A 6,337-nucleotide genomic window follows, 5' to 3' on the forward strand; every position below is an offset into this window, starting at 1 on the left:
GCTGTCGTCGACCCGCTCCGCCACAACTGCTCCGGGAAACACGCGCTGTTCGCGCTGGCGGGACGGGCAGCGCGCTGTCCGCGCCACCGGCTGCTGGACCCCGACGGACCCGTCCAACGCCACGTCCTGGCGGTCGTGCGCGAGGCCGTCGGCCCGCCGGTCGGGGTGGGCGTCGACGGGTGCGGGGCACCGGCGGTGGCGGTGCCGCTCGCCGACCTGGCCCGTGCGTTCCGCCAGCTCGCTGATCCCGATGGACGGTGGAGGACGGTGGTGGCGGCCGGGCTGGCACACCCGCTGCTGGTGGGGGGGACCGGCCGTCTGGAGTCGGCTCTGCTGGCGGCGGGTGTGGTGGCCAAGCCGGGAGCGGAGGGGACGTTCGGGGCGGCGTGGCGCGAGCCGTCCGGACAGCGGTACGGGGTGGCGGTCAAGGTCGAGGACGGCGCCCACCGCGCTTCCGCGACCGTGCTGTACGGGCTGCTCGTCGCCTTGGAGGTGGTGCCCGACCAGGTGTGGACGCCCCCACGGGTGCTCGGCGGCGGGCGTCCCGCCGGGTCGGTGCGGTGGACCCGCCAGGTGAGCGCGTTCGCGGAGCGGTTGCGGGCTGTCCGACGCTCGTGGTCATGTGGGGGTCGCTGGTAGCCTCGCGGCCCGTTCCGCTGGGGAGGCGTCCACGACCAGGAGCGGTGAGGTGGCCGACCAGCCCGACGAGCAGGCGGCATCGACTGGTGATGATCGCTCCCGCGCCGCAGTCGCCTCCGCGCGCCTGACCGAGCTCGGGGAGTACATCCGCGACCAACGCAGCCGCGCCCAGTACTCCCTGCGGCACCTGGCGCGTCTCGCTGGCGTGTCGAACCCCTACCTCAGCCAGATCGAGCGGGGCCTGCGCAAGCCCTCCGCGGAGATCCTGCAGGCCATCGCCAAAGCGCTGCAGATCTCCTCGGAGACGCTGTACGTCAAGGCCGGGATCCTCGAGGAACGCGGCGACGTCCCCGACCTGGAGGTCGCGATCGTCCGCGACGCGTCCCTCAACGAGCGCCAACGGGCGGCGCTGATCGAGATCTACCGCTCGTTCCGGCGGGAGAACGAGGTCGTCGCCGTTTCCGGAGGCGAGTCGGACGACGAAGAGGCGGCCACGGGCTGAAGGCCGGCGACCGCCACCACGCCGGTGGCGCGGGTCCCGCCGGTAGTCTCGGGTCGACCCCCACCCGGAGCCTGTCCTGTTCGACGTCCGCACCGAGGACCGCTTCCCCACAGGTGAGCTGGCGACCGCCTGGGAGCGGTTGGTCGCTGTGGACCCGGCCGCGAACATCTTCGCCAGCGCACGGTTCCTGCGACGGTGGTGCGACCACCTGCGGGGCGACTGTGACCTGCGCCTGCGGTTCGTCATGGACGCAGCCCAGGTGGTCGGCGTGGTCCCCGAGGTCCGCGAGCGTGCAGCCGATGGGCGCCGCACCGTGCACTTCGCCGGCGGGGAACACGTCACCGACTACCGCGGGCCGGTGAGTCGTGCGGAACACCGCGCCGCGGTGGTCGACGCCTGGCTCGCGTCGCTGGCCGAGGAAGCGGACTTCGACGAGCTGATCGCCGGAGGGCTCGCCGAGGATGCCGGATGGGCGCAGCTGCTGTGCGACCGCGCGACCCGCGCCGGGTTGGAGGTCGTTGACGCCGGTGTCGACGGGGTCTGTCCCCGGGTCGACCTCACCGGCGGGTGGGACGCCTACCTGCAGCGCATCAGCGGGAAGCAGCGCCACGAGATCCGGCGCAAAGCCCGGAAACTCGCCCGGGAAGGCGGTGTCGTGAAGCTGGTCTCGGTCGACACGGAGGACCTCGAAGGTGCGATGGCCACGTTCATCGCGATGAACCGGTCGCTGGACGGTGACAAGGGACGCTTCTTCGTCGACGAGCGCATGCAGGCGTTCTTCCTCGCCCTGGCGCAGGAGTTCGGTTCCGACGGCGTCCTGCGGATGCACCGCCTCGACGTCGACGGCAGCCCCGCAGCGCTCACCGTCTCGCTGGTCGGCGGCGCTGACCTCGGCGAGTGGCGCCTGTACAACTCGGCGTTCGACCGCCACCTGGCGAGCCTCGCGCCCGGCATGGTGCTGGTCGGGGAGCTGATACGTATCGCCGCGGAGGAGGGCTTCACGGTGTTCGACCTGCTCCGCGGCGACGAGCCGTACAAGTACCGGTTCGGGGCCACCGACCGGCGCGTGTGCACGGTCACCGCCCGGCCACGAGCGGCGGCGTGACCGACGCGATCCGACGGCTCGCCGTCCTGAGCGTGCACACATCCCCCCTGGACCAACCGGGGACCGGCGACGGTGGCGGCCTGAACGTCTACGTGCTGGAGGTGGCGCGCCGGCTCGCCGCCCGCGGCGTCGCGGTCGACATCTTCACCCGGGCGGCAGCCGCGGACCTGCCCGCGGTCGTGGAGCTCGGAGAGCGGCTGCACGTCCATCACGTGATGGCCGGCCCACGCCGGCCGATCGCCAAGTCGACGCTGCACACCCATCTGTCCGCGTTCCTGTTGGGCGTCGAGAGGCGGGCGGAGACCGTCGTCGGCCACGGCGGCTACGACGTCATCCACGCCCACTACTGGATGTCGGGGTGGGTGGGCCGCCGGCTGCGGCAGCGCTGGGGCGTGCCGCTGGTGCAGACGTTCCACACGCTGGCTCGCGTGAAGGACGCCGCGCGCGGTGCCGGGGAACCGCCCGAACCAGGCGTCCGCCTCCTCGTCGAGGAACAACTGGTCGGCGACGCCGACCGCATCGTCGTCCCCGTCTGCGACGAGGCGAGGCTCCTGCACCGCAGCTACGGCACGTCCGGCGCGCGCCTGGCGGTGGTGTCACCCGGCGTGGACCTGGACGTGTTCCACCCCGCCCCCGCCGGGGAACCTCGTGAGGCTCCCGGAGGCGACGGTCCGTTGCTGCTGTTCGTCGGACGGCTCCAGCCGTTGAAGGCGCCCGACGTCGCGGTCCGCACCCTCGCCCGCGTCCGCGATCACGTCCCCGACGCACGCCTCCTGGTCGTCGGTGGGGCCTCGGGCAACGGTCACGGCCGGACCGGCCCGGACGAACTGCTCGCCCTGGCCCGCAGCCTCGCGGTGGGCCCAGCCGTCGCCGTAGCCCCGGCCCGCCCCCAGGGCGACCTCGCCGACGTGTACCGCGCCGCCGACGTCGTCGTCGTCCCCAGCCGCAGCGAGAGTTTCGGGCTGGTGGCCCTCGAGGCACAGGCCTGCGGCACGCCGGTCGTCGCCGCCCGGGTGGGAGGGCTCCAGGCGGTGGTCGGCGACGGTGGGACGCTGGTCGACGGCCATGACCCGTCCGACCACGCGGCGGCGGTGGTCACCTACCTCCGAGATCCCGCGCGTCGCGCCCACGCCGCAGCCGCAGGCGTGCGCGCCGCCCGGCAGGCGTCCTGGGATCGCACCGTCGACGGGATCCTCGCCGTCTACCGGGACGTGTCCGGGATCACGGCCAGGGTCCAGGGGGCCGGGGCGTGACCGCCCGGGACGCGGCCGGGCAGGTCATCACCGACGAGCTGGACGCCGCGGAGCTGCCCCACCACCAGGTCGCACCCGACGCGTGGACGACCGTCCTCAGCGGTGAACGCAAGCGGACCCTGCCGGTGCTGCTGTCGGTCGACGACCGGTCCCTGCACGTCGAGGCGTTGCTGTGCGGCCGCCCGGACGAGAACCACGCCAGGGTGTACCGCTACCTGTTGCAGCGCAACCGCAAGCGTCTGCCGGTCCACTTCGCGCTCGACGACGACGGCGATGTCATCCTCACCGGGGCGATCCCCTTGGCGACCCTGGATGCGACCAGCTTCGACCAGCTGCTCGGGGCGGTGCTGACCACCGCCGACGAGGTCTTCGACGCCGTCCTGCGGCTGGGCTTCGCCAGCTACATCGCCGCGGAGCAGCGCTGGCGCGCCGCCAACGACCTCCCACCCAACCCCGTCGGTGGCGGGTGAGCGGGTCGCCAGGTGCGGTGCTGCGGCGAGCACTGATCGCCGCGTCGGCGAGCACGACCCTGCGACGTGCTGCCGAGCAGCTGCCGGTCGCACGCGCCGTCGCGACCCGGTTCGTCGCCGGAGAGACCCTCGACGACGCGCTCCGCGCCGCCGTCCGACTGCATCGACGCGGCTTCGCGGTGAGCCTGGACTACCTCGGCGAAGCGGTCGACGAGCCGGCCGTCGCCCGCCGAGCGGCCGACGTCTACCGCCAGGCGCTCGACCGGCTCGCTGCCGCCGGCCTCGACGGATCCCTGTCGGTCAAACCGACCCAGCTGGGCCTGGCGATCTCACGGTCGCTGTGCCGCGACCTGATCGCCGAGATCTGCCACCACGCCGACCGCGCCGGCACCGACGTCACCCTCGACATGGAGAGCAGCGCCTACACGCAGGCGACCGTGGACCTGGTCCTCGAGCTGCGCGCCGCGGGTCACGGCAACCTCGGCTGTGCCGTGCAGAGCTACCTGTACCGCACCCCCGACGACGTCGCGACGCTCGTCGCGGCGGGTGCGTCGCTGCGGCTGTGCAAAGGTGCGTACGCCGAACCCCCGTCGATCGCCTACCCCGACCGGGCCGATGTCGACGCCGCGTTCGCGCGGCTCGCCGACACCCTCCTGCGCACCGCCCACTACCCGCGTATCGCGACGCACGACCACCGGCTGATCCACCGCGCCAAGAACACCGCCCGTCGCGACGGCCGGGCGGCGGACGACTTCGAGTTCCAGATGCTCTACGGGGTCCGAGAACCACTGCAGCGGGCCCTCGTCGCGGACGGCTGGCGGCTGCGGATCTACGTCCCGTTCGGCGGCGAGTGGTACCCGTACTTCATGCGCCGCCTGGCGGAGCGCCCCGCCAACGTCGCGTTCTTCCTCCGCGCCCTGGTCGGGCGGCGCTGACCGCGCCCGTCCCCGGCAGCGTTCGCGGGAGCGGGCAGCGGGCGGGATACTGCGCGCGGACGCGACCAGGAGCGGCGGCAGGTGCACGACACGCTCGCGATCGTCGGGACCGGTCGGATGGGCGAAGCGCTGCTGTCGGGGTTGCTCCGCTCCGGTTGGATCGGGGCCGACCGCATCGTGTGCACCACCCGCCGCGAGGAACGCTGCGCGGAGTTGGCCGGCGCCTACGGTGTCCACGCCACCGTGGACAACCAGGAGGCGATCAGCGGCGCGGGCGTCGTCATCCTGGCGGTGAAGCCACAGTCGGTCGGGGCGCTCCTGGCCCGCGACGGCCACACGTTCCGGGCCGGCCAGACCGTCATCAGCGTGATTGCGGGTGTCCCCACCGGCCGCATCGAGGCGGCGGTCGGTGCCGACGTCCCCGTGGTGCGGGTCATGAGCAACGTCCCGGTGCAGGTCGACGAAGCCATGAGCGTGCTCTCGCCGGGCGCGCACGCCACCGACGCTGACCTGGAGATCGCCGAGAAGATCCTCGGCCACGTCGGGAGGGTGCTGCGCCTGCCCGAGGAGCACCTCGATGCGGTCACGGCCCTGTCCGGATCCGGGCCGGCCTACTTCTTCCTGTTGGCCGAAGCGATGATCGACGCCGGGATCCTCCTGGGGTTGCCACGCGACGTCGCCACCGAGCTGATCATCCAGACCATGGTGGGCTCCGCCAAGATGCTCCGCGACACCGGCCGCCACCCCGTCGAGCTCCGCGAGATGGTCACCTCGCCCGGCGGGACCACCATCGCCGCGATCCGCGAACTGGAGCACGCCCGGGTCCGGGCCGCGTTCCTCAACGCGATCGAGGCGGCCAAGCACCGCAGCGAGGAGCTCGCCCGATCGTGACATCGCCGCCGCGCGCACGGGCGGCGGGGTCCGCCGGCCGCCGGATCGCCCCCGTCGCCGCTTGTGTCGTCGTGTTGACGACCTGCACCGCTGGTGGCGCGCCTGCGGTGGAGTTGGCTGCCGTCACGTCCGGCACGGTGCACCAGACCGTCGCCGCCCCGGCCACCGTCGAACCCGCCGACCGGCGCGCGGTCACCGCCCCGGCGAGCGGACACGTCGCCGAGCTCCTCGTCGCCGACGGCGAGGTGGTCGAAGCCGGACGTCCGGTGCTGCGGTTGGACTCCGACCACGTCGACTCCGCACTGGCGCAGGCCCGCGCAGGCGTCGACGCGGCCGCTGCGCTGGCGGGGGTGGTCCCGACCGTGGACCTGTCTCCGCTGATGGCCGGCGTCCGCCACCAGCTCGACGCGGTCGTGCCCGGCCTGCTCGACACCCTCGAGCAGCAGGCGGCCACGGTCCCCGACGACGAGGCCCGCGCCGCGCTGCTGGCCCGCCTGGCCGATGCACGTGCCGCCTACCAGCGCGCCGCCCGTGAACTGGCC

8 protein-coding genes are annotated in these 6,337 nt (G+C 73.5%); all 8 read left to right on the plus strand.

Going from position 1 to position 6,337, the window contains the following annotated elements; all coding sequences use genetic code 11:
• A partial coding sequence (locus M3N57_12355; protein MDP9023461.1) for an asparaginase occupies positions 1–639 on the plus strand: 639 nt, incomplete at its 5' end.
• Positions 640–688: 49 nt separating this feature from the next.
• Entirely contained in the window at positions 689–1,141 is a 453-nt protein-coding gene (locus M3N57_12360) for a helix-turn-helix domain-containing protein (protein ID MDP9023462.1), read from the plus strand.
• A gap of 148 nt (positions 1,142–1,289) precedes the next feature.
• On the plus strand, positions 1,290–2,246 hold the full coding sequence (locus tag M3N57_12365) for a GNAT family N-acetyltransferase (protein MDP9023463.1): 957 nt from the start codon (positions 1,290–1,292) through the stop codon (positions 2,244–2,246).
• Positions 2,243–3,499 carry a glycosyltransferase gene (locus M3N57_12370; GenBank protein ID MDP9023464.1) on the plus strand — a complete coding sequence of 419 codons (1,257 nt, stop codon included), beginning with the start codon at positions 2,243–2,245 and terminating at the stop codon, positions 3,497–3,499. Before M3N57_12365 ends, M3N57_12370 begins: the two co-directional genes overlap by 4 nt.
• The gene (locus tag M3N57_12375; protein ID MDP9023465.1) at positions 3,496–3,969 is read left to right on the plus strand and encodes a YbjN domain-containing protein; all 474 of its coding nucleotides are present in this window, start codon (positions 3,496–3,498) and stop codon (positions 3,967–3,969) included. Before M3N57_12370 ends, M3N57_12375 begins: the two co-directional genes overlap by 4 nt.
• Complete coding sequence (locus tag M3N57_12380) at positions 3,966–4,904, plus strand: proline dehydrogenase family protein (GenBank protein MDP9023466.1); 939 nt, start codon at positions 3,966–3,968, stop codon at positions 4,902–4,904. Before M3N57_12375 ends, M3N57_12380 begins: the two co-directional genes overlap by 4 nt.
• A gap of 117 nt (positions 4,905–5,021) precedes the next feature.
• A complete protein-coding gene (gene proC, locus M3N57_12385; protein ID MDP9023467.1) occupies positions 5,022–5,795 on the plus strand; it encodes a pyrroline-5-carboxylate reductase in 774 nt (257 codons plus the stop codon).
• Between the two features lie 107 nt (positions 5,796–5,902).
• On the plus strand, positions 5,903–6,337 hold a 435-nt coding region (locus M3N57_12390), incomplete at its 3' end, for a biotin/lipoyl-binding protein (GenBank protein ID MDP9023468.1).

The organism is Actinomycetota bacterium (assembly GCA_030776725.1).
Lineage (GTDB): Bacteria > Actinomycetota > Nitriliruptoria > Nitriliruptorales > JAHWKO01 > JAHWKW01.

Excerpts from the sequence above, each read along its gene's own strand:
- proC (MDP9023467.1), top strand. The coding sequence starts at position 5,022 with ATGGGCGAAGCGCTGCTGTCGGGGTTGCTCCGCTCCGGTTGGATCGGG.